The organism is Streptomyces sp. NPDC037100, from assembly GCF_055606225.1.
Genome location: NZ_JBVJSX010000001.1, coordinates 413,190 through 437,834 on the forward strand (window position 1 = coordinate 413,190; position 24,645 = coordinate 437,834).

Annotated in this window: 17 protein-coding genes and 3 tRNA genes; 9 read left to right on the forward strand and 11 right to left on the reverse strand. The window is 69.5% G+C overall.

Annotated elements, in window-relative coordinates; genetic code table 11:
- The first annotated feature begins 159 nt into the window (after positions 1 to 159).
- Both ACZ7EG_RS01925 and ACZ7EG_RS01930 read left to right on the forward strand, forming a co-directional pair.
- Positions 160 to 1,431, forward strand: coding sequence for a poly(ethylene terephthalate) hydrolase family protein (locus ACZ7EG_RS01925; RefSeq protein ID WP_471070796.1), 1,272 nt, complete (start codon positions 160 to 162; stop codon positions 1,429 to 1,431).
- A gap of 405 nt (positions 1,432 to 1,836) precedes the next feature.
- Positions 1,837 to 4,056: an MMPL family transporter gene (locus ACZ7EG_RS01930; RefSeq protein ID WP_471070800.1), complete on the forward strand. Its 2,220-nt coding sequence runs from the start codon at positions 1,837 to 1,839 to the stop codon at positions 4,054 to 4,056.
- 277 nt (positions 4,057 to 4,333) lie between these two features.
- On the opposite strand, the gene ACZ7EG_RS01935 is transcribed toward ACZ7EG_RS01930, so the two are convergent.
- From ACZ7EG_RS01935 to ACZ7EG_RS01965, 7 genes are all read right to left on the reverse strand, one after another.
- Positions 4,334 to 5,761 (reverse strand): aspartate ammonia-lyase, encoded by a 1,428-nt coding sequence (locus ACZ7EG_RS01935; protein WP_471070803.1) that lies wholly within the window; start codon positions 5,759 to 5,761, stop codon positions 4,334 to 4,336.
- Positions 5,762 to 5,932: 171 nt separating this feature from the next.
- A complete protein-coding gene (locus tag ACZ7EG_RS01940) occupies positions 5,933 to 6,826 on the reverse strand; it encodes an amino acid ABC transporter permease (RefSeq protein ID WP_471070806.1) in 894 nt (297 codons plus the stop codon).
- Complete coding sequence (locus ACZ7EG_RS01945; protein WP_471070809.1) at positions 6,823 to 7,491, reverse strand: amino acid ABC transporter permease; 669 nt, start codon at positions 7,489 to 7,491, stop codon at positions 6,823 to 6,825. Before ACZ7EG_RS01945 ends, ACZ7EG_RS01940 begins: the two co-directional genes overlap by 4 nt.
- A gap of 75 nt (positions 7,492 to 7,566) precedes the next feature.
- Entirely contained in the window at positions 7,567 to 8,397 is an 831-nt protein-coding gene (locus tag ACZ7EG_RS01950; protein ID WP_471070812.1) for a glutamate ABC transporter substrate-binding protein, read from the reverse strand.
- An 82-nt stretch (positions 8,398 to 8,479) separates the two neighbouring features.
- Positions 8,480 to 9,259: an amino acid ABC transporter ATP-binding protein gene (locus ACZ7EG_RS01955; protein WP_471070815.1), complete on the reverse strand. Its 780-nt coding sequence runs from the start codon at positions 9,257 to 9,259 to the stop codon at positions 8,480 to 8,482.
- A 276-nt stretch (positions 9,260 to 9,535) separates the two neighbouring features.
- Positions 9,536 to 10,411, reverse strand: coding sequence for a glutamate ABC transporter substrate-binding protein (locus ACZ7EG_RS01960; RefSeq protein WP_471070819.1), 876 nt, complete (start codon positions 10,409 to 10,411; stop codon positions 9,536 to 9,538).
- On the reverse strand, positions 10,408 to 11,067 hold the full coding sequence (locus ACZ7EG_RS01965) for a response regulator (RefSeq protein ID WP_471070822.1): 660 nt from the start codon (positions 11,065 to 11,067) through the stop codon (positions 10,408 to 10,410). Before ACZ7EG_RS01965 ends, ACZ7EG_RS01960 begins: the two co-directional genes overlap by 4 nt.
- 315 nt (positions 11,068 to 11,382) lie before the next feature.
- On the opposite strand from ACZ7EG_RS01965, the gene ACZ7EG_RS01970 reads away from it, so the two are divergent.
- Complete coding sequence (locus tag ACZ7EG_RS01970) at positions 11,383 to 14,352, forward strand: hybrid sensor histidine kinase/response regulator (protein ID WP_471070825.1); 2,970 nt, start codon at positions 11,383 to 11,385, stop codon at positions 14,350 to 14,352.
- Between the two features lie 815 nt (positions 14,353 to 15,167).
- Here ACZ7EG_RS01970 and ACZ7EG_RS01975 read toward each other — a convergent pair.
- From ACZ7EG_RS01975 to ACZ7EG_RS01985, 3 genes are all read right to left on the reverse strand, one after another.
- Positions 15,168 to 15,244, reverse strand: a tRNA-Ile gene (locus tag ACZ7EG_RS01975).
- 189 nt (positions 15,245 to 15,433) lie between these two features.
- Positions 15,434 to 15,506: transfer RNA gene (locus tag ACZ7EG_RS01980), tRNA-Asn, on the reverse strand.
- A 5-nt stretch (positions 15,507 to 15,511) separates the two neighbouring features.
- Positions 15,512 to 15,584 (reverse strand) — tRNA-Asn (locus ACZ7EG_RS01985).
- Between the two features lie 160 nt (positions 15,585 to 15,744).
- Between ACZ7EG_RS01985 and ACZ7EG_RS01990 the strand changes: the two genes are divergently transcribed.
- From ACZ7EG_RS01990 to ACZ7EG_RS02005, 4 genes are all read left to right on the forward strand, one after another.
- On the forward strand, positions 15,745 to 16,050 hold the full coding sequence (locus ACZ7EG_RS01990; protein WP_104780832.1) for a YtxH domain-containing protein: 306 nt from the start codon (positions 15,745 to 15,747) through the stop codon (positions 16,048 to 16,050).
- Positions 16,051 to 16,197: 147 nt separating this feature from the next.
- Positions 16,198 to 17,646, forward strand: a complete 1,449-nt coding sequence (locus ACZ7EG_RS01995) for a xylulokinase (protein ID WP_471070830.1) — start codon at positions 16,198 to 16,200, stop codon at positions 17,644 to 17,646.
- Positions 17,647 to 17,757: 111 nt separating this feature from the next.
- Entirely contained in the window at positions 17,758 to 19,491 is a 1,734-nt protein-coding gene (locus ACZ7EG_RS02000; protein WP_471070833.1) for an ABC transporter ATP-binding protein, read from the forward strand.
- Positions 19,491 to 21,419, forward strand: coding sequence for an ABC transporter ATP-binding protein (locus ACZ7EG_RS02005; protein WP_471070836.1), 1,929 nt, complete (start codon positions 19,491 to 19,493; stop codon positions 21,417 to 21,419). The genes ACZ7EG_RS02000 and ACZ7EG_RS02005 overlap by 1 nt, the downstream gene beginning before the upstream one ends.
- A gap of 181 nt (positions 21,420 to 21,600) precedes the next feature.
- Here the strand turns inward: ACZ7EG_RS02005 and ACZ7EG_RS02010 are convergent, their stop codons facing one another.
- Positions 21,601 to 22,893, reverse strand: coding sequence for an RNA polymerase sigma factor (locus ACZ7EG_RS02010; protein WP_471070839.1), 1,293 nt, complete (start codon positions 22,891 to 22,893; stop codon positions 21,601 to 21,603).
- 139 nt (positions 22,894 to 23,032) lie between these two features.
- On the opposite strand from ACZ7EG_RS02010, the gene ACZ7EG_RS02015 reads away from it, so the two are divergent.
- A complete protein-coding gene (locus ACZ7EG_RS02015) occupies positions 23,033 to 23,653 on the forward strand; it encodes a hypothetical protein (protein WP_471070842.1) in 621 nt (206 codons plus the stop codon).
- Positions 23,650 to 24,645, forward strand: coding sequence for a nucleotidyl transferase AbiEii/AbiGii toxin family protein (locus tag ACZ7EG_RS02020; RefSeq protein ID WP_471070845.1), 996 nt, complete (start codon positions 23,650 to 23,652; stop codon positions 24,643 to 24,645). Before ACZ7EG_RS02015 ends, ACZ7EG_RS02020 begins: the two co-directional genes overlap by 4 nt.

A 24,645-nucleotide genomic window follows, 5' to 3' on the forward strand; every position in this document is an offset into this window, starting at 1 on the left:
GGGACCGACAACTCCCGCGACGCCGGGCCAGTATCAGCCCCCGGCGATCAGCACCGCTATCCGGTTACCGCGCTCTCACCGCTTTCCGGAGGTAAATCAATGCGTCCATGCAGTCGTTCAACCCACACGACCGCGCCGTCAAGGGCCCGACATCGTGTCATGACGGCACTGATCGCACTGGCAACCACCATCGGCCTGGCGCTGACTCTGCTGACAGCCGCCGCCGCGCCGGCAGCCGCCGCCGACTTGCTGTCCCAGGGCAAGCCCGCGACCGCCTCGTCCACCGAGAACACATCGACCCCCGCGTCAGCGGCGGTGGACGGCAACACCGGGACACGCTGGTCGAGCACGTTCAGCGATCCGCAGTGGCTGACAGTTGACCTGGGCGCCACCGCCACCATCAGCCAGGCCGTGCTGCGCTGGGAGGCCGCGTACGCCCGCGCGTTCCAGATCCAGACTTCCGACAACGGCACCGCCTGGACCACCATCTACTCGACCACGACCAGCACCGGCGGCGTGCAGACCCTCGACGTGAACGGCAGTGGCCGGTACGTCCGCCTCCACGGCACCCAGCGCGGCAGCGCCTACGGCTACTCGCTGTGGGAGTTCCAGGTGTACGGCTCCAGCGGCGGCACCCCGCCGGGGAGCGGGATCCCGGACCCGACGACCGCATCCCTCGAGGCCACCGATGGGCCGCTGACCACCGCCACCTACACCGTCCCCAACCCAAGCGGGTACGGCTCCGGCACGGTCACGTACCCGACGACCGGTGGCTCGTACCCGGGCGTCGTACTGATGCCGGGCTATCAGGGCACGCAGCAGAACCTGCAGTGGCTCGCACCTCGCCTCGCTTCCTGGGGCTTCGTCGTCATCAACGTAGGAACCAGCACACTCACCGACGATCCCGAATCGCGCGGCCGCCAGATCACCGCCGCCGGCACGCAACTGCTCGCGCTCGGCAACGCCACCGGCAACCCGATATCCGGGAAGGTCAACGGCACCCTGGGCGCGGTCGGTCACTCGATGGGCGGCGGTGGCGTCATGGCGGCCCTCCGGGACGACTCGCGCTTCCGGGCGGGCGTGCCCACGGCCCCGTACTATCCGAACGCGAACTTCTCCGGAGTCACCGAGCCCACTTTCTTCCTGACCTGTCAGAGCGACCCTGTCGCCCACGGCAACAGCTACGCGGTGCCCTGGTACAACTCCATGTCCCGGGCCGAGAAGCTCTACATCGAGGTTCCAGGCGACCATCTGTGCCCGATGACGGGCTACGGCAACAAGGCCAAGCAGGGCAAGTGGATCGTGTCGTTCTTCAGCCTCTGGCTGCGTGCCGACACCCGCTTCAGCCCGTTCCTGTGCGGTCCCGCACGTGAGGCCGACAAGAACAACACCTCCCTGGTCACGCGCTGGATGGACACCTGCCAGTTCTGAACCGGCTCGCTCGGAGCGCTCCGCGTCTCACCGACGCAGCGCTCCGAGCCTGCTCCCCACGTCGGTGTGCGTACTGGTCATGGTCACTCCTTGAATCACAGCGGGGAAGCGGTCGGCGAACGACATGCAGATGACATGGTCAAGCGACAATGTCATCAGATTCAATCGCACGAAAACGCCATCTGACCTGGCGTTATGGCAACAGTGACCCAGGCGATAATCGAATGACCAGGTCGTTCGACTTGAGCAAGTGATAAAGTCGGTCGCACCGAACGAGGCACCCATCGGCTCCGACCGGTCGCGCGGCTGCCGTCACGTGGCCGGAGTCCGACCCTGTGCCCTCCGCTTCCCCCGCCCACGTCCGCTGCCCGGGTGCGGGGATCCCCACCGTCCAGGGAGTTCGCCATGGCCGTCCTGCTCCACCGGCTGGGTCACAGCGCCTACCGGCACCGAAAGCTCGTCCTGGGACTGTGGCTCTTCGTCCTGGCCGCGCTCATCACCTGCGTCAGCGTCTTCAGCGGCAAGCTCGACGACCGCTTCTCGGTGCCCGGCACCGAGTCGCAGCGTGCGCTGGACAGCCTGAGCAAGACCCTCCCGGAAGCCTCGGGTGCCAACGCGCAGATCGTCTTCACGGCCCCCAGGGACCACCAGGTCACCGAAGCCCCCTACGCCGCGGCCATCGCCCGGACCGTGGCGGAGGCCAAGAAGGCTCCCCAGGTCAGCGCGGTCGTCGACCCCCAAGACTCCGGCGCCGTCTCGGCCGACCGGACCACGGCGATCGTCCAGGTCCAGTACCCCGTCCAGAACGCTCAGGTCCGCACCTCGTCCGTGGACGCGATCGAGAAGACGGCCGAAGCGGCGGAGAAGGACGGGCTGAAGACCTCGGTGGGCGGCTCCGTCTACAGCAGCAAGGGCGTCCACGTCGGCCCGTCGGAGATCATCGGCGTGGCCGTGGCCCTGCTGGTCCTCGTCGTGACGTTCGGCTCACTGCTGGCCGCGGGCATGGCACTGGTGCCCGCGCTCATCGGTGTGGCAGTCGGACTGGCCGGGCTGCTCGCCCTGGCGCCCGCGGTCAGCATCTCCTCGACCGCCGTCACACTCGCCCTCATGCTGGGCCTGGCCGTCGGCATCGACTACGTGCTGTTCATCCTGTCGCGCCACCGACAGCAACTGGCCCGCGGGACCGACCCGAAGGAATCCATCGCGCTGGCCACCGGCACGGCCGGAAGCGCCGTGGTCTTCGCCGGCACCACCGTGATCATCGCGCTCGCCGCGCTGAGCATCATCGGCATCCCGTTCCTGACGATCATGGGTCTCGGGGCCGCCGGAGCCGTACTCATCGCCGTACTGGCGGCGATCACCCTCGTCCCCGCAGTCGCGGGATTCGCCGGCTCCCGGCTCACTCCCCAGCCCAACAGCCGCGCCGCCCGGCGGGCCGCCGACACCGAGGGGTCCACCGGCCACACCACCATGGGCACCCGCTGGACCAAGTGGGTCATCGCCAAGCCGCTGCTGACGGTGCTCGCGGCGGCGGGCATCCTGGCGACTCTCGCCTTGCCCGCCATGGACATGCGCCTGTCCCTTCCCGACAACGGCTCCGCCCCGCACTCCTCCACCGAGCGCAAGGCCTACGACACGATCAGCGACAAGTTCGGTTCCGGCTTCAACGGCCCGCTCCTCGTCCTGGCCGAGACCAAGAACGGCACGGCTGGCGCGAACGCACAGGCCGGCCTGCGGGTGGCCCAGAAGCTCCAGACCCTCCAGAACGTCAAGGCCGTCCTCCCGCCCCAGCCCACCAGCGACCCGGCACAGAGCGTCATCACCGTCCTGCCCGCCTCCGGTCCGGACAGCGTCCGCACCGACCAACTCGTCCGTGACATCCGCAAGGCCGCGCCCGACATCCGTGACAGGACCGGCGCCTCCGTCGCGGTCACCGGCACCACCGCCGTCAACATCGACGTCTCCAACCGGCTCAGCGACTCCCTGCTGCCCTTCGTCGCCATCGTCGTCGGCCTCAGCCTGCTCCTGCTGATGATCGTCTTCCGGTCGCTGGTCATCCCCGTCAAGGCCGCCGTCGGCTTCCTGCTCTCGGTCGGCGCCTCGCTCGGTCTGGTCGTCGCCGTCTTCCAGTGGGGCTGGCTGGCCGACATCCTCGGGGTGCCCCACAGCGGCCCCGTCGTCAGCTTCCTGCCGATCATTCTGATCGGTGTGCTGTTCGGACTGGCCATGGACTACGAGGTGTTCCTCATGTCCGGTATGCGCGAGGAATGGGCTCACACGGGCCGAGCACGCCAATCGGTCGTCGACGGCGCACGCCACAGCGTGCGGGTCGTCACCGCCGCCGCCCTGATCATGTTCACCGTCTTCGCCGGGTTCTTCCCTCTCGACGACTCCCTGATCAAACCCATCGCGTTCGCCCTCGCCGTGGGCGTGGTCATCGATGCCTTCGCCGTCCGCATGACGCTCGTACCGGCAGTACTCGCTCTCGCCGGCCGGGGCGCCTGGTGGCTACCGGCCTGGCTGGACAGGGGCCTGCCCGACCTCGATGTCGAAGGAACCAGCCTCAAGAAGGCTCCGGCTCATGCTTCGGCGACAGACCGCAAGGAACCCCAGAGCGTCTCCTGAGCCCTGCCCCCAGATCATCGGGGGCTCGCGACACACCGGACGCCGTGAGCCCACTCCCGGCCGGCACCACCCCTGCCCCTGCCCCCAGGGCGACCCGAAGGACAAACGATGCACCGGGTACTCCTGACGGGCGGCCCCGCACCGGAGGAGGCCCTGGCCGACGGCGACCGCCTCGCCCCCTACATCCGCCACCGCCGTCAGGCAGCACCCTTGAAACAGCCGCGTTCCCAAGGTGAGCGACGCAGGCCGAACGGCGGGCCCCGTGGAGGGCGGCAGGTCAGTCCGACGCGCGTGCGTACGCCTCCCGGTCATTGCTTCTGGCGAGCGTCTCGGGGCGCAGAGCGCGCCGGAGTTCATCGGCGGTAAGCAGTTCCCGTGCCAGGACCACGTCGGCCACGGGCAGGCTTCTGTCCAGTGCCTCCTGTGCGGCGGCACTGGCCTGCGCGTAGCCGATGACGGGGGTGAGGGCGGTGACGATCCCGATGGTGTTGTGCACGACCGCGCTCAGGTGCTCGCGGTTGGCGGTGATGCCGTTCACGCAGCGGTCGGCCAGCGTCAGGCATCCGGCCTCCAGCTGACCCAGGCTTTCGAACAGGCAGTGGGCGATGACCGGTTCGAAGGCGTTGAGCTGGAGCTGGCCCGCTTCGGCGGCCATGGTGATGGTGATGTCGTTGCCGATGGCCTTGAAGGCGATCTGGTTGACGACCTCGGGGATCACCGGGTTGACCTTGCCGGGCATGATGCTGGAGCCGGCCTGTACGGCGGGGAGGTTGATCTCGCCGAGGCCTGCGCGAGGCCCGGAGGACAGCAGGCGCAGGTCGTTGCAGGTCTTGGAGAGCTTGACGGCGATGCGCTTGAGCACCCCGGAGAGCTGGACGAACGCTCCGGCGTCCTGGGTGGCCTCCACCAGGTCGGCGGCGGTGGACAGGGGCACACCGGTGATGGTGCTGAGGTGTGCGCAGGCCAGTGCCGCGTAGCGGGGGTGGGAGTTGAGGCCGGTACCGATGGCCGTACCTCCGAGGTTGATCTCCCGGATGAGGGCGGTCGCCTCGGCCAGGCGCTGTTCGTCCTCGGCCAGCATCACCGCGTACGCGCCGAACTCCTGGCCGAGGGTCATGGGTACCGCGTCCTGGAGTTGTGTGCGGCCGGTCTTGACGACGTCGGCGAACTCGTCGGCCTTGGCCCGGAAGGCTTGCCGCAGGGTGGCCATGGCCTGTTGGAGACGGTGAGTACCTGCCTGCAGGGCCACCTTGACCGCCGTCGGGTACGCGTCGTTGGTGCTCTGCCCGGCGTTCACGTCGTCGAGGGGGTGCAGGTGGTGGTAGTCGCCGCGGTGGTGACCGAGAATTTCCAGGGCCCTGTTGGCTATGACCTCGTTCGCGTTCATGTTGGTGGAGGTGCCCGCGCCACCCTGGATGACGTCCACGACGAACTGGTCGTGAAGCTTGCCGGAGCGGATCTCCTCGCAGGCGGCGACGATGGCCTCGGCCTTGTCGGCGTCCAGGAGCCCCAGGTCGCGGTTGGCCAGCGCCGCGGCCTGCTTGACGGCCGCCAGCCCGTTGACCAGGTCGCCGTGGGTGGAGATACGGATACCGGTGATGGGGAAGTTGTTCACCGCCCGGAGGGTGTGGACGCCGAAGTAGGCGTAGCGGGGCACCGGAAGGTCGCCGAGGAGGTCGTGTTCGTAGCGGAACTGCTCGTCCATGAAGCTTCGTACTCCTGATCTGGGCGGAACACCGCTGGTCCTGCCGCCGGCTTCGGGACAGGCCGGCTTCGGGACATGCCTGCGGCGCGGTGGCTGAGTCGGGACCCCCGTCCCCGTGGTCCGGTGGACTGCGGTGGGCCCCGGGGCCGGGGTTCCGCGCCCGCGCCGGTGTCAGAGCTGTTTGGCGAGCGGGCTGTCCACGGCAGCGGGGGACGGCGGTGCGGCCGTGCCCTTGCCGGGCTCGCGCGTCACCTTTCTGCCCTTGCTGACCCGGCGCTGCAGCCAGTGCGCCAACGTGTCGAGCGCCGTGTTGATCGCGATGAATATCGCCGCGACGAGCAGGGCGGCCGGGATCACGTTGGAGAAGTTGGCGGCGATGCCGTTCAGGCCACGGTCGACGAGTTCGTCGTAGCCGACGATGAATCCCAGGGCGGAGTCCTTCAGCAGGACGACGAACTGGCTGACGATGGCCGGCATCATGGCCACGATCGCCTGGGGCATCAGGACGAGCACCATCGTCTGGCCCTTGCTCATGCCGAGCGCCCGTGCGGCCTCCGCCTGTCCCTTGGGAAGGCTGTTCACTCCCGCCCGGAGCGTCTCCGCGATGACCGAGCCGTTGTAGAGGGTGAGGCCGAGGACCACGGCGGCGAACGGGGAGACGGTCGTTCCGGTGATCGCGAAGGAGCCGAAGAACGCGCAGAAGATGAGCAGCAGGAGGGGAACGGCCCGGAAGAACTCGACGACCGCTGCGGCGGGCACACGGATCCAGGCGTGTTCGGACATCCGCGCTGTCGCGAAGACGAGCCCGAAGGCGCCCGCGAGCACGATCCCCAGCCCTGCGGCCTTGAGCGTGCCTTCCAGGCCCGGCAGGATGAACGTCGTCCAGACGTCGGCGCGCAGCAGGGGCTGCCATTTCTCCGCCGCCCACTGGTCACGTTCGTCGAACCGCGCGTACACCACGTATCCGAGCCAGCCGAAGACGACGGTGATCACCGCCGCCAGCATCCGGTTGCGGATGGTTCCCCGGCGGCCGGGGACCTCGTACAGGTTCGAGTAGCCGCTCATCGGGCCACCGCCAGGCGACGCGAGAGCCAGCCGAACAGCAGGCCGGTCGGCAGACACAGCACCACGAAGCCCGCCGCGAAGCCGAGGAAGACCTGGATCACTTGGTCGCCGTAGATTTCGATCATCTCCCGCATCCGGACGGAGGCTTCCGCCACCCCTGCCACGAGGGCGACAGTGGTGTTCTTGGTCAGCGCGATCAGAATGCTTCCGAGCGGCGGGATCACCGCCCGGAACGCCTGGGGCAGAACGACGGAGCCCAGGGTCTGACCGAACCCGAGCCCCACCGCCCGGGCCGCCTCCGCCTGCCCGACGGGGACGGTGTTGATGCCGGACCGCAGGGCCTCGCACACGAACGCCGACGTGTACGCGGTCAGGCCGAGGACGGCGAGCCAGTAGTTGTTGACGCTGATCTGTGCGGAGAACTCCACACCGAGATTGGCGCCCACGCCCAGGCTGGTGAACAGCAGGACCAGGGTGAGCGGGGTGTTGCGGGCCACCGTCACGTAGACCTGGGAGGCGGTGCGCAGCACCGGGAGGGGCGAGACGCGCATCCCCGTCAGTACGGTGCCCAGCACGAGTGAGCCGAGCGCGCTGACGGCGGTGAGCCGCAGGGTCATCCAGAACGCGGCGAGGATCGTTGCTCGCTCGGTGAACAGTGCGTCCATCAGTACCTTCAATCGGGGCGGGGCCGGGCACTGCGGGTGAACGTACTGCCCGGCGGCCGCCGTTCGGCGTCGTCGTCAGTACCGCTCGAGGCTCGGGACGGGGAATCCGGAGGCGGAGAGGTTGGCCTTGAGCGCGGCGTTCCAGGAGCCGTCGGCGACCATCTTGGCCAGCGCGTCGTTGACGGCCTCCCGGCCCTCCTTGTCGTCCTTCTTCAGCCCGATGCCGTACTTCTCCTCGCTGAAGGGCGAGTCGACGACCCTCAACTTGCCGGGGTGCTGGGCCGCGTAGCCGTAGAGGATGGAGTTGTCGGTGGTCACCGCGTCCAACTGGCCGCTGAGCACCCGGTCCACGCATGCGGAGTAGGTGCGTTCCTCCTGGAGCTGGACGTCCTTGGCGTACTTGTCCTTGATCAGTTGCGCGGAGGTCGAGCCCGCGACCGAGCACAGCTTCTTGCCGTTGAGCGACTCCGGACCCGTGATGTCCTTGCTGTCCTTGCGGACCAGCAGGTCCTGGCCGGCGACCAGGTAGGGCCCGGCGAAGGAGACCTTCTGCTTGCGGGCGTCGTTGATGGAGTAGGTGGCGACGACCATGTCGACCTGGCCCTGCTGGAGGAACGCCTCCCTGTTGGCCGACACGGCCTCCTTGAAGGTGATGTCCTTCCCGTCGACTCCGAGCTCCTTGGCGACGTACTTGGCGACGTCGACGTCGAAGCCGGTGAAGGTGCCGTCCGGGGTCCGCAGGCCGAGCCCGGGCTGATCGGCCTTCACGCCGATGACGAGCTTCTTGTCCTTCGCGGCCCGGTCGACGACGGACGAGCCGGTGTCGTCGCCGCCGTTTCCGCAGGCGCCGACGCTCAGTACGACGGTCACGGAGGTGAGAGCGACGCTGATCAGTCTCTTGGACATGCTGAATCCTTCAATGGCAGAGGGGAATAGGGTCTGGAGGTGCTGGTGCGCCCGGCCCTCGGACGGCCGGCGGGTCCAGGTGTCAGTGGGTGAGGATCTTGGCGAGGAACGACTGGGCGCGTTCGCTGCGCGGGTGATCGAAGAACTCGTGGGGGGTGTTCTCCTCGACGATCTGGCCGTCGGCCATGAACACGACGCGATCGGCGGCCCGGCGGGCGAAGCCCATCTCGTGCGTCACCACGACCATCGTCATGCCGTCCCGGGCGAGGGCCGTCATCACGTCCAGTACCTCGTTGACCATCTCGGGGTCGAGGGCGGAGGTCGGCTCGTCGAAGAGGATCACCTTCGGGTCCATGGCCAGGGCCCGGGCGATGGCCACCCGCTGCTGCTGTCCTCCGGACAGCTGGGCCGGGTACTTGTGGGCCTGGGCCCCGATACCGACCCGGTCGAGGAGTTCGTGGGCGCGCTGCTCGGCGGCCCTCCGGTTCTGCTTCAGCACCTTGACCGGGGCGAGGGTGACGTTGTCCAGGACGGTCTTGTGGGCGAAGAGGTTGAAGCTCTGGAAGACCATGCCGACTTCGGCGCGCAGTCGTGCCAGCTGCCTGCCTTCGGAGGGCAACAGCGTTCCGTCGACGGTGATGGTGCCGGAGTCGATCGTCTCCAGCCGGTTGATGGTGCGGCAGAGCGTGGACTTGCCGGACCCGGAGGGACCGATCAGCACGACGACCTCACCGCGGCTCACGGCCAGGTCGATGTCCTTCAGCACATGCAGTTGCCCGTAGTGCTTGTTGACCTTGTCGAGCACCACCAGGTGGGTGCCCGGCACCGCCCGCTGAGGCGTCGCGGACATAACCTCGGTCATGGGAACACGTCCCTCCCTTCCTCGGATTCGCCGGCCGCAGTGCCGTTCTCGGCGGCGATGGCGTCACCGTAGGAGGAGCGCACTGCCGCGAAGGGCTTGTGCGCTTTGTGCTCAGAGCCTGTGTCATATCCCCGGTCGGATCAGCGCGCGGCGTCTGGTGCGTGCGATCGCAAGGCGCCGGAAAGTCCTCGTAGCGGAGCTACTAGGGCTTTTCGGCAACGCGGCGAGCGTGCGTGCCAGGCGTCGCGCGCCCGGCCGGGGATATGACACAGGCTCTCAGCGGGACGGTGAGGAAGTGGGGGGTGAGGAGGGGGACAGGGACGGCTTGGCCGTCTTCGCGGACACGCGCATCTCGCCGATGGTGTCCCGGAACGCCTCGTCCCAGCGGCCGTCGCTCACGTACTGCCGGATCAGCCCGTTGAGATGGTCGCGGAAGCGGGTATCGCCCCGGCGCACACCGATGCCGTACGGCTCCCTGCCGAACGGCCTGCCGACGAGTCGGACCGTGTCCGGATACTGGCTCATCAGGCCCAGCAGGATGGACTCGTCCGTGCTGATCGCGTCGATCCGCCCGTCGACCAGCGCCGACATGCACTCACTGTAGGTGTCGACGATCACCAGTCGGGCGCGCGAGACCTCGCCCCGCAACCGCTGCGCGGACGTGGAGCCCGCTGCCGTGCACACCTCCCGGCCGGCGAGGTCGGCGAGGTCACGGATGCCCCGTTCACCGCTGCGAACCAGCACGTCCTGCCTGGAGTAGTAGTACGGGTCGGTGAAGTCCACCAGCTTGCGGCGCTCTTTGCTGATCGAGTACGTCGCCACCACGATGTCCACGACACCACGGCGGAGGAAGTCCTCGCGGTTGCGCGGCATGGTCTCGATGAACCGGATGTTGCCCTCGCTGCCGGTGAGGTCCTTGGCCACCATGCGGGCGATCTCCGCGTCGAATCCGGTGATCCGCCCGGTCGAGGGATCTTTGAACCCGAAGAGCGGGTGGTCGAACTTGATGCCGACGGTGAACACGCCCCGGTCCTCGATGCGCGCCATGGTCGAGCCCTCGGGGAACCGTGCCCCGGAGTCCGGCCCTGGCAGGCCGCAGGCGCCGAGCACCAGACAGGTCAGCGCGGCCAGTATCGAGCGGCGGGAGGTCATGAATCGCAGAAGCGGTAGCGGTGCTGCGGCCGCCCGGCAGACCCGTAGCGCAGGTTCGCCACGACGTCCCCCCGGTCGGCGAGGTACTCGAGATACCGCCTGGCGGTGGCCCTGCTGATACCGACCGCCTCGGCGGTCTCGTGCGCCGACAGGTCCCGTCCCGCGGCGGCCAGCGCGTCGAGCACCACCTGCTCGGTGGCGGGCGAGATGCCGGTGGGACGGACCACCGCGTCGAGGTGCAGGGAACGGAAGACGCGGTCGATCGCGCGCTGCTCCACCATCGCGCCGCCGGCCGACAGATGGGCCGACGCCGCCGCGTATCTGAGGAGGGTCTGCTCCACGGTGCCTGTCCGGGCGGGCTTGATCAGGTAGTAGAGGGCGCCGCGCTGCATCGCCGCCTGTACGGCGGCGGACTCCCTCCTGCCCGAGATCACGATGACGTCCGTCGGCGGGTAGTCGGGACGCCGAAGCTGGTGGGCCACGTCCAGGCCGGGTATGTCGGGCAGATGCAGATCAAGGAGCACCAGGCGCGGTGCGAACCGGCGCGTGGCGGCCAGCGCCTCGCGTCCGGTGTGGGCGACGGCCACGACCCGGAACCCGGAGATCCGGTTGACCTGCGCCCGTAGGGCGGTGGTGACGACAGGGTCGTCGTCCACAATCAGAAGGGTTATCTCCTTCGACGCCATCGCCACGCTCCTCGTTTCGGCGACCGTCCAGACGACCCCATAGATTCCCAATCAACGTGGTGTCCCCTCGGCATTTTGTGCATTGTGCTCACCACATATGTCTCTTTCAACCGCTCGACCTACTATTTTTCCTTCGGCAAACACTCTGTACTGACTGCGGCGGATCTCGATGACTCGTCTGTTCACCTGGAGGTGGGCGCACTGGGAGGGCGACTCTCCAGGACCGGACGGCGTTTTTGGTGGTCCCCGCGCCGCGGTGACAGCGACCGGGGATGGTTGTTCGCGGTGGCCGCGCTGTGGGCCCTGCTCGGCCTGCTGCCGCTCGGGCTGCTGACCTCGACGAGTGTGTCGCTGTCCGATCAGGCTGTCCGCAGCGAGGTCCGGGACCGGGTGGAGACGACCGCCGCGGTGAGCCGGGTGGTCGTGGAGCAGCAGATGGGCACGCTGAAGCAGCTCGTCAGCGCCTACGCCCAGCGGCCCGACATACGCTCCTTGGTCACCTCGGGCAACCGGACGGCCGCGTCCGGTCTGCCCGACGCGCTGGCGGAACTGGCCCGGATGCGTCCCGGGATCAGCGGAGTGATCATGGCCGCGCCCGACGGCCGGCTGATCGACGCCCAGCCCTCGCTCAAGCTGTTCCAGGACGTCAGCGGAACCGACTGGTACAGCGCGGTGCGCAACGACATGCAGCCGTACGTGTCGCAGGCCTACACCCCCACCATGCAGGGCGTCTCCCGTGCCGTGGCCGTCGCGGCGCCGATCCCGGGCGAGGACGGCCATGAACTGCTGGGCATCCTGACCGCCGTCTACAGCCTGGACGCGATCCAGGCGTACGCTTCGGAGGCCGCCGAGGCGCAAGGGATCCGGTTGCTGATCACGGACCGGGCCGGGGTTCTGGTGGCGGACCCGGCGGGCCGGCTGTTCGCGCTCACCTCCCTGCGGGAGGACGCGCGGGTGGACGCGGCACTGGCCGGCCGCAGGGTCTTCACCAACTGGCGCGGTGACGAGGGGCCGGTGCTCTCGGCCTCCGAGCCCATCCCGGGCATCGGCTGGACGGTCACCGCCGAGGTGCCCGCCGCCGAGGCACTGGCCTCCGCGGCACATCTGCGCGACCGGGTGCTGTTCATAGCCGCCCTGCTCACCGCCTTGATCCTGGCCGGGCTCGGCTTCCAGATCCACACCAGCCGTAGCCGTCGACGGGCGAGGCGGACCCTGGCGCGGTACGCGGACGCGCTCGCCACGGCGCGGGACGAGGCGGTGCGGGCCTCGGCCGCCAAGTCCGAGTTCCTGGCCAAGGTCAGCCACGAGATCCGCACGCCGATCAACGGCGTACTGGGCATGAACACCCTCCTTCTCGACACCCGCATGGACGACGAGCAGCGGCACTACGCGAGCACCGTGCAGGAATCCGCACAGAACCTGCTCCGCCTGCTGGACGACTTCCTCGATCTGTCGAAGGTCGAGGCGGGCCACCTGAGGATCGAGAAGGTGGCCTTCGACCTGCCCCGGCTGTGCGACGAGGTCGTGGCCCTGTTCGCCCCGCACGCCTACCGGCAGGGCCTGTGGCTGACGCTCCACCTGGCCGAGGACCTCCCTCAGCACGTGGTCGGCGATCCCGTCCGGCTCCGGCAGGTGCTGACCAACATCCTCGGCAACGCCATGAAGTTCACCGTCCAGGGCGGGATCGACCTGGAGGTCACCCTGGAACCCGACCGCGATCAAGGTGGCCCATCCACGGTTGACCGGGCGACCTTGCGGTTCACCGTCCGCGACACCGGCATCGGCGTCGGCCCCGAGGACCGGGACCGGGTCTTCGAGACCTTCCGCCGGCTCGACTCCCCCATCACTCGCCGCACCGGCGGCAGCGGACTGGGGCTAGCCATCAGCCGGCAGCTGGTCGAGCTCATGGGCGGCAGGATCGGGCTGGACAGCGTGAAGGGCGTCGGCAGCCGTTTCTGGGTGACCCTGCCCATGGACGTTCTCGCCGGGACCGCCCCCGCCCATGAGGAACTGAACGGTCGCCTCGTTCTCATCGCCGACGCGGACGAGGAGAACCGGGAGCTGGCGCGCCGCATTCTGTCCGGAGCCGGTCTGGTGGTGGAGGAGACGGCGGACGCCGCCGCGGCCACGGCCGCGCTACGGGCCGCTGCAGCCGATCAGTCGCCGTTCGACCTGGCCGTCATCGATCTCCACATGTCACTCGCCGGAAACGGTACGCCTCCGGCCCGGCCGGATGACGACGAGAACGGGTCGCTCGCCGACGCCGTCCTCGCCGATCCCCAGCTCCACGCGACCAACGTCATCGTGCTGATCGCTCCGGGACGCTCCGGTGCCGCATGGCCTGCCTCTTCCCCGGCCAAGGACCGGACCGTCCAGTCGGTGACCCTGCCACTGAGCCGACGCCGTCTGCTGGCGGCGGCGCAGAACGCGCTCGGCACGGCGGGAGCCCCCGAGCCGCCGGCACCGCTCCCCCACCGGTACGACGGCGGAGCACAAGACCATGCCGGCGTCGCGGCACGCCCGGTCCGCGTCCTCGTCGTCGAGGACGACGACGTCAGTTCCCAGGTCGCACGGCTCGTCCTGCAGAAAGCGGGCCACCATGTCGACGTGGTCGACGACGGGCACCGCGCGGTTCGCGCCGTGCTCCGCGACCGGTACGACCTCGTCCTCATGGACTGCCAGCTGCCGGGACTCGACGGCCTCGCCGCGACGGCCGAGATCAGACGGCGCCAGGCCGGATCCGAGCGCGTCCCGATCATCGCCATGACGGCGGCGGCCATGCCGGACGACCGGATCCGGTGCATCGAGGCGGGCATGGACGACCACCTCACCAAACCGGTGGACTGGACGCAGGTGCTCACCCGCATCGCCGTCTGGACGGCGGCGGAACCGCCCACCGAATCCGCCGCTCCGAACACCTGGAACCTACCGGCGGAGCTCGACGGCCTGCCCGCCGACGACATCGCGGACATCGCGGACGCGTTCGCGGCCTCGACCCCCGAGGTCCTCAGCCGGCTGCGGGAGGCCCTGGAGACCGGGGACTTCAATGCGGCGCGCCTGTGGGCGCACCGTCTCAAAGGCAGTTGCGCGACCGTAGGAGCCACCCGCGCGGCGGAACTCTGCCAGGACCTCGAGGCCGCTGCCGACGCGCGGCGGCTGTGGACGGCTCGTGACGACGCTCCGCTCCCCGCGGTCCTGACGCGGTTGGCGGACGAGATGCGCCGGGCCACGCAGGAGTTGCGCAGCCGCTGCTGAGAAGGAGCCGGCCCGCCGACGCCCGACCCTGGATCGCGGGGGCGTGCCGACACCTGGCGAAGGACCGGACGGACATCACCGGTGCCCGCTGGGGCCTGGCCGGGGCCGAGACCGTCTCAGGCTCCGCACCGTGATCAGCAACGGCGGCTTCGAGCGGTACTGGAAGTATCACCCGCAGCGCGGAGCACCTGTGGTTCACGCCATCCGTTACCGCGACAGCCTCGTACTCGCGGCCCGATCACCGTCCCTCAGACAGAGACTCCTACACGTCTGCCACCGCGATCCCGCGAGCCGCAGCCAGCACGACCCGGCGGAAGCCGGAGCAACGGCGACAGCCCGGCTCGCAGACTTTCCCATCCCCAGCGTCCTGCCGGCGTCCCGAATCGTCGCATGCTCGCCATGCACTCGCTCCGCAGACGCCCTCGCGAGCCACACGGCCCGAACCCTCTGCTCAGGTCAGCGAAGCTCCAACCTCGATGCAGTGATCCTGAAGTCGCCCCAGTATCCCGGTGGCCCGCCACCACACCGCACCGACCCCGCCGCCCACGGCCAGAGCAGCGTAGGCGAAGGTCCCCAGGCAGCCACTTCCGCTGACCTGCGTCCCATCAGCGTCCCAACCTGGGCGTCCACCCGCTCACCACGCCCCTACGGCGGCTTGCCCCGGCAGCCGGCTGATGCCTCTGCGCAGGTCAGAGCTGCGACAACCAACCATGATGACAACGCCCTTGAACTCACGAGCAGTGGATTCAGTCCGTAGGCCCAAAGCCCTGGATTCGCAAGCCCCGTGAGACGTTTCCGCAGGTCACAAGCCTGAATGGTGGGGCGGGTGGGACTCGAACCCACGGCCGACGGATTATGAGTCCGCTGCTCTAACCGGCTGAGCTACCGCCCCATAGCGGCGTGTCGCGTACATGTGTGCGCGCCGTCTGCCGCAGCATAGCCGCTCATACGATCTCCTGCTTCGGCGGGCGGCTTCGCATGGCCTACGTGACCTTGAGGACTGCGCCGGGTGCCGCGCGGTTCCCGGGACAGCGGAACGGACATGAAAAAGGACCCCTGAGAGGGGTCCTTTTTCGTCCTGCTCCCCCGACTGGACTCGAACCAGTAACCTGCCGGTTAACAGCCGGCTGCTCTGCCAATTGAGCTACGGAGGACCGAGCTCCCCGGACTGGACTCGAACCAGTAACCTGCCGGTTAACAGCCGGCTGCTCTGCCAATTGAGCTACCGAGGAAGGTCTCGTTTGCATCGAACGCACCTACCTGGGTATCCGCCAGGGGGCGCGCGTTCGCTGCGACACATACATTAGCGCAAGCAGGGGGGTGCTTCGCCAATCGGTACTCCCCGGCACCGACGCCGCACCGGAGACCTACGCAAGAGAAAGGGTGGCCGCCATGCGTTACCGGCTCACGTTCGTCGCCGGAGTCGTCCTGGGTTACGTGCTGGGCACGAGGGCCGGACGCGAGCGCTACGAGCAGTTGAAGAAGTCAGCCCGGCAGTTCGCGCAGAACCCCGCCGTGCGCAACACCGCGGAGACGGCGGCCCACCAGGGCCGTGAGTTCGCGGGCAAGGCGTACCACGTGGTGAGCGACAAGGTCGGCGACCGGGTCCCCGACTCGGTGGCGGACCGCGTCCGCCACCTCCGCGACCGAGCCACCCACAACGGCGGCGAGGACGACTGGGGCACGAGCAATACGTGATCTCCGGATGCCTAGCAGGGTCACGCCCCTGAAAGGGGCGCGAGGAACTGCGCGACCAGCCACGACGAGTCCGCACCCGAAACCCGGCGGCACCCCCCGCGGCGCCCACGGCCCGAGCCGGCGCAGCGGTACGGCAGAATTTTGGCCATGGGGATAGTCGCCGGGTTGGACAGTTCACCCGATTTCACTCGTATCGTCGTCTGTGACACGGACTCCGGAGCCGTGCTCAGGCAGGGATATGCGCCGCATCCGGTGGAGAGCCCCGAGGCCGGCGGCCGGCCGTCGGACGTCGACCCGCAGGCCTGGCTCCTCTCCTTGGGCGAGGCCGCGGGCGGCGGGCTGTTGGAGGGCGTGCAGGCGATCGGCGTCTCGGCGCAGCAGAACGCCGTCGTGCCGCTGGACGCGCAGGGCAACACCGTGCGGCCGGCGATGGTCGGCGGGGACAAGCGGACGCAGGTCGCCGCGGCCGATCTGATCGACGCGCTGGGCGGGCGCGAGGCGTGGGCGCAGGCGGTGGGCTGTGTGCCGCAGGCCGCCCAGCCGATCACCAAGCTGCGCTGGCTGGCCCGGACCGAGCCGGAGAACGCGCAGCGCACCGCGATCCTCCTCCAGGCGCACGACTGGCTGGTGTGGCAGCTGCTGGGCCGGCCGGTCAGGAGAACCACCGACCGGGGCGGTGCGTCCGGCACCGGCTACTGGTCGGCGGCGACCGGTGGCTACCGGCCCGACCTCGTGGAGTTGGCGCTCGGGCACCAGGTGATGCTGCCGGAGGTGATCGGCCCGGCGGACGCGGCCGGTACGACGCCGGAGGGGCTGCTGATCTCCGTGGGGACCGGCGAGACCATGGCGGCGGCGTTCGGTCTCGGCATCGGCCTCGGAGACGCGGTGGTGTCGCTCGGCGCGTCCGGGTCCGTGATGGCCGTGCACCCCGAGGCGCTGGTCGACGGGTCCGGGATGATCACCGCGCTCGCGGACGCGACCGGCATGCATCTGCCCGTCGTCACCACGCTGAACGCCGTGCGGACGCTGCGCGGGGCCGCCGAACTGCTGGGGCTGCCGGATCTGGAGAGCCTGTCCGACCTGGCGATGAAGTCGACGCCGGGGTCGCACGGGCTGGTGCTGCTGCCCTATCTGGAGGGTGAGCGGACCCCGAACCTGCCGCACACCGCCGGGACGCTCGCCGGGCTCAGGCGCGAGTCGATGAAGGCGGAGCATCTGGCGCGGGCGGCGTTCGAGGGGATGCTGTGCGGGCTCGCGGACGCGCTGGACGTGCTGCGCGGCCGGGGCGTGGAGGTGCGGCGGGTGTTCCTGCTCGGGCCGGCCGCCGAACTGCCCGCCGTGCAGGCGGCGGCACCGGCGCTGTTCGGGACGCAGGTCGTGGTGCCGCAGCCCGCGGACTACGCGGCGATCGGCGCCGCCCGCCAGGCGGCCTGGGCGCTGGGCGCCTCGCAGGGCACGCTCGACGTGCGCAACCCGCCCGCCTGGCAGGGGGCGGTGGCGCAGGTGCTGGAGCCCGGGGACGAGCTGGCCGTGGGGCAGGCGGTGCGGCAGCAGTTCGTGGCGGTGCGGGAGCAGACGCATCCCGGAGCCCTCTGAAGGCTTCGACCGCCTGTTGGGTTAATTCGGTTGAGGTAACGCGGGTGGAGTGTTCGACGATAGGGGCCAGGGGCAACCACTCGCCCCGTCGTCCACTCCGAGAGAAGCAGCGTGCTCATACGACTTCTGCGGACCTGTCTCAGGCCCTACAAGAGACCCGTCGCTCTCCTGGTGCTGCTGCAGTTCCTGCAGACCTGCGCCACGCTCTACCTGCCCACGCTGAACGCCGACATCATCGACCAGGGTGTCGTGAACGGCGACACGGGCTACATCCTGGGCTACGGCGGCCTGATGATCGGCATCTCGCTGGTCCAGGTCGTGTGCAACATCGGCGCCGTGTACTACGGCGCCCGCACGGCGGCGGCACTGGGCCGGGACCTGCGGGGGTCAGTGTTCGACCGGGTGCAGTCGTTCTCCGCACGTGAGGTCGGTCACTTCGGGGCGCCGTCGCTGATCACGCGGACGACGAACGACGTCCAGCAGGTGCAGATGCTGGCGCTGATGACGTTCACGCTGCTGGTGTCGGCGCCGATCATGTGCGTGGGCGGCATCGTGCTGGCGCTCGGTCTGGACGTGCCGTTGTCCGGGGTGCTGGTGGCGGTCGTGCCGGTGCTGGGCATCTGCGTGACGCTGATCGTGCGCCGGCTGCGGCCGCTGTTCCGGGCGATGCAGGAGCGGCTGGACTCGGTGAACCAGGTGCTGCGCGAGCAGATCACCGGCAACCGTGTGATCCGGGCCTTCGTCCGGGACGAGTACGAGCAGCAGCGCTTCCGGAAGGCCAACACCGATCTCACCGACTTCGCGCTGGGCACCGGCAACCTGCTCGCGCTGATGTTCCCGATCGTCATGACGGTGGTGAACCTGTCGTCGATCGCCGTGGTGTGGTTCGGGGCGCACCGGATCGACAGCGGCGGGATGCAGATCGGTGATCTGACGGCTTTCCTGGCCTATCTGATGCAGATCGTCATGGCGGTGATGATGGCCACCTTCATGTTCATGATGGTGCCGCGCGCGGAGGTGTGCGCCGAGCGCATCCAGGAGGTGCTGGACACCTCCTCCAGCGTCGTGCCGCCTTCGGCGCCGGTGCGGGAGCTGCGCCGGCACGGGCATCTGGAGATCCGCGGGGCGGGCTTCCGTTATCCGGGTGCCGAGGAGCCGGTGCTGCGAGCGGTGGATCTCGTGGCCCGGCCGGGTGAGACGACCGCCGTCATCGGTTCGACCGGCAGCGGCAAGTCCACACTCCTCGGGCTGGTGCCGCGGCTGTTCGACGCGACCGAGGGGCAGGTGCTCGTCGACGGTGTCGAGGTGGCGGAGATCGACCCGCAGCTGCTCGCGAAGACCGTCGGGATGGTGCCGCAGAAGCCGTATCTGTTCGCGGGGACGGTGGCGACCAACCTGCGCTACGGCAATCCGGACGCCACCGACGAGGAGCTGTGGCACGCGCTGGAGGTGGCGCAGGCCAAGGACTTCGTGGAGCGGCTGGAGGGCGGTCTCGACTCGCCGATCTCGCAGGGCGGGACGAACGTCTCCGGCGGTCAGCGCCAGCGGCTCGCGATCGCCCGGACGCTGGTGCAGCGGCCCGAGATCTACCTCTTCGACGACTCCTTCTCCGCGCTCGACTACGCCACGGACGCCGCGCTGCGGGCCGCGCTCACGCAGGAGACCGCCGAGGCGACCGTGGTGATCGTGGCCCAGCGGGTGGCGACCATCCGGGACGCCGACCGGATCGTCGTCCTCGACGAGGGCCGGGTCGTCGGCACCGGCCGGCACCACGAGCTGATGGCGGACAACGAGACCTACCGGGAGATCGTGCTCTCCCAGCTCACGGAAGCGGAGGCTGCCTGATGGCGGGGCCCATGGGGCGGATGATGGCCGGGGGCGGCCCCGACCAGCGCTCGCTCGACTTCAAGGGGTCGGGCAAACGGCTCGTCGCGCAGTTCCGGCCGGAGCGGATCACCATCTACGTGCTGCTGCTGTGCGTGGTGCTCAGCGTCGGCCTCAACGTCGTCGGGCCGAAGATCCTCGGCAAGGCCACCGACCTGGTCTTCGCGGGCATCGTCGGACGGGGCATGCCCGAGGGGGCGACCAAGGAGCAGGTCCTCGACTCCATGCGGCAGCGCGGGGACGGTGACGTCGCCGACATGCTGCGCAGCACCGACTTCACCCCGGGCGAGGGCATCGACTTCACGGCCGTCGGCCATGTGCTGCTGCTCGCGCTGGGCGTGTTCACGGTGGCCGGGCTGCTGATGGCGGTGGCGACACGGCTGGTGAACCGGGCCGTGAACCGGACGATGTTCCGGATGCGGGAGGACGTGCAGACGAAGCTGTCGCGGCTGCCGCTGTCGTACTTCGACCAGCGCCAGCGCGGTGAGGTGCTGTCCCGGGCGACGAACGACATCGACAACATCGGGCAGACCCTCCAGCAGTCGATGGGGCAGCTCATCAACTCGGTGCTGACCATCATCGGTGTGCTCGCGATGATGTTCTACGTCTCGTGGATCCTGGCGCTGGTCGCGCTGGTGACCGTGCCGCTGTCGTTCGTCGTGGCCACGCGGGTGGGCAAGCGGTCGCAGCCGCACTTCGTGCAGCAGTGGCGCTCGACGGGCAAGCTGAACGCGCACATCGAGGAGATGTACACCGGGCACGCCCTGGTGAAGGTGTTCGGGCGGCAGGAGGAATCGGCGCGGCAGTTCGCCGAGCAGAACGACGCGCTGTACGAGGCGGGGTTCAAGGCGCAGTTCAACAGCGGGGTCATGCAGCCGCTGATGATGTTCGTGTCGAACCTCAACTACGTGCTGGTGGCGGTGGTCGGCGGGCTGCGGGTGGCCTCGGGCTCGCTGTCGATCGGTGATGTGCAGGCCTTCATCCAGTACTCGCGGCAGTTCTCCATGCCGCTGACGCAGGTCGCGTCCATGGCGAACCTGGTGCAGTCGGGTGTCGCCTCGGCGGAGCGGGTCTTCGAACTGCTCGACGCAAAGGAGCAGGAGGCGGACCCGGTGCCGGGTGTGCGCCCCGAGGATCTGCGCGGGCAGGTGGCGCTGGAGCACGTGTCGTTCCGCTACGACCCCGACAAGCCGCTCATCGAGGACCTGTCGCTGAAGGTCGAGCCCGGGCACACGGTCGCCATCGTCGGCCCGACCGGCGCAGGCAAGACGACGCTGGTGAATCTGCTGATGCGGTTCTACGACGTCACCGGCGGGCGCATCACGCTCGACGGGGTCGACATCGCCCGGATGTCCCGGGACGAGCTGCGGGCCGGGATCGGCATGGTGCTGCAGGACACCTGGCTGTTCGGCGGCACGATCGCGGAGAACATCGCGTACGGCGCCTCCCGGGAGGTCACCCGCGGGGAGATCGAGGAGGCGGCCCGGGCGGCGCACGCGGACCGGTTCGTCCGGACGCTGCCGGACGGGTACGACACCGTGATCGACGACGAGGGCACCGGGGTCAGTGCCGGTGAGAAGCAGCTGATCACCATCGCCCGGGCGTTCCTGTCCGACCCGGTGATCCTGGTGCTGGACGAGGCGACCAGCTCGGTCGACACGCGTACGGAGGTCCTCATTCAGAAGGCCATGGCGAAACTCGCCCACGGCCGCACGTCGTTCGTCATCGCGCACCGCCTGTCGACGATCCGGGACGCGGACACGATCCTCGTCATGGAGAACGGGTCCATCGTCGAGCAGGGCGCGCACGAGGAGCTGCTGGCCGCGGACGGGGCCTACGCGCGGCTGTACAAGGCGCAGTTCGCGCAGGCGGTGGCCGAGGTCGACTGAGTCGCGATCCGGGGGTGCCGTGGGGTGCGGTGGGGCGGCTGCGGGCCGGTGGGGGCGGATCGCGCCCACGCGGCGGAGCCGCACATGGCTACAGCCCCGCGCCCCTTGGAGACGTGCAGCTGACGCCCCTTCAGGGGCGCGGGGAACTGCGCGACCAGCCCCCACCGGCCCGCGGACGGCATCAGTCCAGATAGCCCCGTAGCTGATCCGCGAAGGCGTGGTCCCTCAGTTTGTTCAGCGTCTTCGACTCGATCTGCCGTATCCGCTCCCGGGTGACGCCGAAGATGCGGCCGATCTCCTCCAGGGTGCGGGGGCGGCCGTCCGCCAGGCCGTAGCGGAGTTGGACCACCTTCCGCTCCCGCTCCCCCAGGGTCGACAGGACCGCTTCCAGGTGCTCCCTGAGCAGCAGAAACGCGGCCGACTCCACCGGAGAGGCCGCGTCGCCGTCCTCGATGAGGTCGCCGAGGGCGACGTCGTCCTCCTCGCCGACGGGCGCGTGCAGCGACACCGGCTCCTGGGCGAGGCGCAGGACTTCGCTGACCCGCTCCGGCTGCAGCTCCAGGTGGGCCGCGACCTCCTCGGGTGTCGGCTCGTAACCCCGCTCCTGGAGCATGCGGCGCTGGACGCGGACGACCCGGTTGATGAGCTCCACGACGTGGACCGGGACCCGTATCGTGCGGGCCTGGTCGGCCAGGGCCCGGGACATGGCCTGGCGGATCCACCACGTGGCGTACGTGGAGAACTTGTAGCCGCGGGCGTAGTCGAACTTCTCGACCGCCCTGATCAGACCGAGGTTGCCCTCCTGGACGAGGTCGAGCATCGTCAGGCCGCGGCCGACGTAGCGTTTGGCGACCGAGACGACCAGACGCAGGTTCGCCTCGATCAGGCGGCGCTTGGCCATGCGGCCCATGACGACGAGCCGGTCCAGGTCGAGGGCGAGCTGGCTGTCCAGGTCGGGGGTGAGCCGCAGCTTCTCCTCCGCGAACAGGCCGGCCTCGACGCGGCGGGCGAGTTCGACCTCCTCGGCGGCGGTGAGCAGGGGGATGCGGCCGATCTCCCGCAGGTACTGGCGGAACAGGTCCGAGGAGGGGCTGCCGGTCTCGGTGCGGACCGGCGGGCGTTCTACGGCCTCGGGAGGTTCGACGGCCTCGGGAGGTTCGGCCGCCTCGACGGCCTCGGCCGGCGGCTCCTCCGGCTCCGGTTCCGACTCGGGGTGGTGCACGGCGCGGCTCTGCGCCGGGACCCCTGACAGGGCGTCGGCCTCCGCGTCCGGCGCGGCACCGGCGTCGGTCTGGGTGAGGGTCTGGGTCTGCACGGGGGCGACCTCCAGGATGATCGCTGCCAAGGAGTACGGCAGCGGTACTTCGGGGGCGGAGTCGGCCTCGCCGCTTTCCGTCCCGTACGCGATGAGCGGAACCGCGGGGGTCTGGGACCCGTGGGTGACGGATCGGCCGCGCTCCGAGGACTCAGGCACCGGAACCCAGTGTGGGGTAAGACACATCGTCGCCACGAGGGGCGTGCGGTGACTTTTTGTTTCCGGTCCGTGACCGCGTGGTCGCCCCTCGTGGGAAACCCGGATGCCTCATACGCCACTGGTCTGCGACGATCGTCCGATGTCCGCTGCCCTGTACGAGTCGCATGTGACGGTCCGCTGCGCCGGCCCCGAGGAGTCCGCCCGGCTGGGCCGGTGGGCGGCCGAGGCCGGTCTCAAGCTGACGCACATCGTGCTGGCCCGGGGACGGACGCGCGATCAGCCGATGCTCACCCTGCGCGGTTCGCCGTCGTATGCCGAGGAGTCCCGACGGGTGCGGGAGGTGACGGCGCGCCTGCGGGCGGACGGCTTCGAACCTGTGCGCGTGAAGATCGAGTCGTCGCCGTGGGCGCCTGAGGTGCCGCGCCGGCCGTGCGCGGACGGACGGTACTTCGAGCACCATGTGAAGCTGCTGCTCGCTCCGGACGCGGACCTCGCGCGGCTTACCGCCCGCGTGCTGCCGCACGGCGCCCACCTGTCGTGGAACGCCCGGCGGGTCCGTGCGGGCGCATGGCACGAGCGGTTCGTGACCCAGCGGTGCCGCGGGGTGGACGCCGAGGGTGCGGTCCGGGAGCTGGAACGGCTGCTCACCGAGTTGGGCGGATACGAAGTCCTGTGCGTGGAGCGTGAGTTCGTGCTGCACGACAGTGATGTGTCGATGGACGACGGATGGCTCGGGGAGCCGGTGGGGGTGTCGGGATGAAACAGTCGTGGCAGGGTTTCGGCTGGGCGAACACGGAGATTCCCCGTGAGCCCCTGGACGACGCCACCCGCAGGGCCCAGCAGCTGCCGAAGTCGCTCCGGCCGGTGCCGGGCGACGACGTGGTGCAGCTCCCGGTCTTCGACCCGGCCCTGAAGCACTACCAGAACGCCTACCGCGCCACCGACCCGCGCTTCGCCGACCCGGCTCGGGGAGAGGCGTGGCGGGCGGCCCGCCGCCGAGCACTGCACCTGGTGCTGGACGCGATCGCCGACTCGGAGTGGGTGGACTCGCTGGTGCTGCGGGGCAGTGTGCTGATGTCGGTGTGGTTCGAGGACGCCGCCCGCGAGCCCGGGGACCTGGACTTCGTCGTCGTACCGCACACCTGGCGGATCGACGACGGCCGTACGGACCGGATGCTGACCGGGATCGCCGAGGCGGCGCAGACGCTGGCCGACGCCCGCGGGCGCGAGGTCGGGATCTCGGCCCGGGGCGCGGTGGTCGAGGACATCTGGACCTACGAGCGGGTGCCGGGCCGTCGGATGCTGCTGCCCTGGGGTGCGCCGGGGCTGCCCGGCGGCCACGTCCAGCTGGACTTCGTCTTCAACGAGCGGTTGCCCGAGGACCCCGGGCCGGTCGAGCTGCCGGGCGGCGCGATCGTGCAGGCGGCGACGCCGGAGCTGTCGCTGGCGTGGAAGCTGATGTGGGTGATCAACGACATGTACGCGCAGGGCAAGGACCTGTACGACGCCGTGCTCCTGGCCGAGCGGCATCCCCTGCGCCGGGAGCTGTTGCACGAGGTGTTCCGGCTGTCGGGCGAGTGGCCGTACCCGTACCGCGAGAAGATCCTCCTGGAGGACGTGGTGGAGGCGGTCGGGTATGTGGAGTGGAACCACTTCGTCACGGAGTATCCGCAGTTCAGAAACGACGAGCGGGCGTTCGCCGAACGGTTGGTGCGGGCCGTGACCCCGGCGTTCGAGGAGACCGGGGCCTGA

Excerpts from the sequence above, each read along its gene's own strand:
- ACZ7EG_RS01955 (WP_471070815.1), bottom strand. The coding sequence starts at position 9,259 with ATGACCGAGGTTATGTCCGCGACGCCTCAGCGGGCGGTGCCGGGCACC.
- ACZ7EG_RS01995 (WP_471070830.1), top strand. The coding sequence starts at position 16,198 with ATGGGGATAGTCGCCGGGTTGGACAGTTCACCCGATTTCACTCGTATC.
- ACZ7EG_RS01935 (WP_471070803.1), bottom strand. The coding sequence starts at position 5,761 with ATGGACGAGCAGTTCCGCTACGAACACGACCTCCTCGGCGACCTTCCG.
- ACZ7EG_RS01940 (WP_471070806.1), bottom strand. The coding sequence starts at position 6,826 with ATGAGCGGCTACTCGAACCTGTACGAGGTCCCCGGCCGCCGGGGAACC.
- ACZ7EG_RS01990 (WP_104780832.1), top strand. The coding sequence starts at position 15,745 with ATGCGTTACCGGCTCACGTTCGTCGCCGGAGTCGTCCTGGGTTACGTG.
- ACZ7EG_RS02015 (WP_471070842.1), top strand. The coding sequence starts at position 23,033 with ATGTCCGCTGCCCTGTACGAGTCGCATGTGACGGTCCGCTGCGCCGGC.
- ACZ7EG_RS02020 (WP_471070845.1), top strand. The coding sequence starts at position 23,650 with ATGAAACAGTCGTGGCAGGGTTTCGGCTGGGCGAACACGGAGATTCCC.
- ACZ7EG_RS01945 (WP_471070809.1), bottom strand. The coding sequence starts at position 7,491 with ATGGACGCACTGTTCACCGAGCGAGCAACGATCCTCGCCGCGTTCTGG.
- ACZ7EG_RS02005 (WP_471070836.1), top strand. The coding sequence starts at position 19,491 with ATGGCGGGGCCCATGGGGCGGATGATGGCCGGGGGCGGCCCCGACCAG.
- ACZ7EG_RS01950 (WP_471070812.1), bottom strand. The coding sequence starts at position 8,397 with ATGTCCAAGAGACTGATCAGCGTCGCTCTCACCTCCGTGACCGTCGTA.
- ACZ7EG_RS01960 (WP_471070819.1), bottom strand. The coding sequence starts at position 10,411 with ATGACCTCCCGCCGCTCGATACTGGCCGCGCTGACCTGTCTGGTGCTC.
- ACZ7EG_RS01930 (WP_471070800.1), top strand. The coding sequence starts at position 1,837 with ATGGCCGTCCTGCTCCACCGGCTGGGTCACAGCGCCTACCGGCACCGA.
- ACZ7EG_RS01925 (WP_471070796.1), top strand. The coding sequence starts at position 160 with ATGACGGCACTGATCGCACTGGCAACCACCATCGGCCTGGCGCTGACT.